Source organism: Streptomyces sp. NPDC127106 (assembly GCF_042677605.1).
Taxonomy (GTDB): domain Bacteria; phylum Actinomycetota; class Actinomycetes; order Streptomycetales; family Streptomycetaceae; genus Streptomyces.
Window position 1 is genome coordinate 1 of sequence record NZ_JBHXTC010000134.1, and the last position, 1,584, is coordinate 1,584.

A 1,584-nucleotide genomic window follows, 5' to 3' on the forward strand; every position below is an offset into this window, starting at 1 on the left:
GCTTCCGGTACGGCTACCTTGTTACGACTTCACCCCAATCATCTGTCCCACCTTCGGCGGCTGGCTCCTAAAAGGTTACCTCACCGACTTCGGGTGTTACAAACTCTCGTGGTGTGACGGGCGGTGTGTACAAGGCCCGGGAACGTATTCACCGCGGCATGCTGATCCGCGATTACTAGCGATTCCAGCTTCACGCAGTCGAGTTGCAGACTGCGATCCGAACTGAGAACAGATTTGTGGGATTGGCTTAACCTCGCGGTTTCGCTGCCCTTTGTTCTGTCCATTGTAGCACGTGTGTAGCCCAGGTCATAAGGGGCATGATGATTTGACGTCATCCCCACCTTCCTCCGGTTTGTCACCGGCAGTCACCTTAGAGTGCCCAACTGAATGCTGGCAACTAAGATCAAGGGTTGCGCTCGTTGCGGGACTTAACCCAACATCTCACGACACGAGCTGACGACAACCATGCACCACCTGTCACTCTGCCCCCGAAGGGGACGTCCTATCTCTAGGATTGTCAGAGGATGTCAAGACCTGGTAAGGTTCTTCGCGTTGCTTCGAATTAAGCCACATGCTCCGCCGCTTGTGCGGGCCCCCGTCAATTCCTTTGAGTTTCAGTCTTGCGACCGTACTCCCCAGGCGGAGTGCTTAATGCGTTAGCTGCAGCACTAAGGGGCGGAAACCCCCTAACACTTAGCACTCATCGTTTACGGCGTGGACTACCAGGGTATCTAATCCTGTTCGCTCCCCACGCTTTCGCTCCTCAGCGTCAGTTACAGACCAGAGAGTCGCCTTCGCCACTGGTGTTCCTCCACATCTCTACGCATTTCACCGCTACACGTGGAATTCCACTCTCCTCTTCTGCACTCAAGTTCCCCAGTTTCCAATGACCCTCCCCGGTTGAGCCGGGGGCTTTCACATCAGACTTAAGAAACCGCCTGCGAGCCCTTTACGCCCAATAATTCCGGACAACGCTTGCCACCTACGTATTACCGCGGCTGCTGGCACGTAGTTAGCCGTGGCTTTCTGGTTAGGTACCGTCAAGGTACCGCCCTATTTGAACGGTACTTGTTCTTCCCTAACAACAGAGCTTTACGATCCGAAAACCTTCATCACTCACGCGGCGTTGCTCCGTCAGACTTTCGTCCATTGCGGAAGATTCCCTACTGCTGCCTCCCGTAGGAGTCTGGGCCGTGTCTCAGTCCCAGTGTGGCCGATCACCCTCTCAGGTCGGCTACGCATCGTTGCCTTGGTGAGCCGTTACCTCACCAACTAGCTAATGCGCCGCGGGTCCATCTGTAAGTGGTAGCCGAAGCCACCTTTTATGTTTGAACCATGCGGTTCAAACAACCATCCGGTATTAGCCCCGGTTTCCCGGAGTTATCCCAGTCTTACAGGCAGGTTACCCACGTGTTACTCACCCGTCCGCCGCTAACATCAGGGAGCAAGCTCCCATCTGTCCGCTCGACTTGCATGTATTAGGCACGCCGCCAGCGTTCGTCCTGAGCCAGGATCAAACTCTCCGATAAATGGATCACAGGTTAAGTTCACCGCATCCTGCGGCGACACCTGTGTGGCCTGCGT

General features: G+C 55.2%; 1 rRNA gene. It reads right to left on the reverse strand.

Going from position 1 to position 1,584, the window contains the following annotated elements:
- A 16S ribosomal RNA gene (locus tag ACFVGY_RS37805) occupies positions 1 to 1,529 on the reverse strand; the annotation flags it as partial.
- Positions 1,530 to 1,584 lie beyond the last annotated feature (55 nt).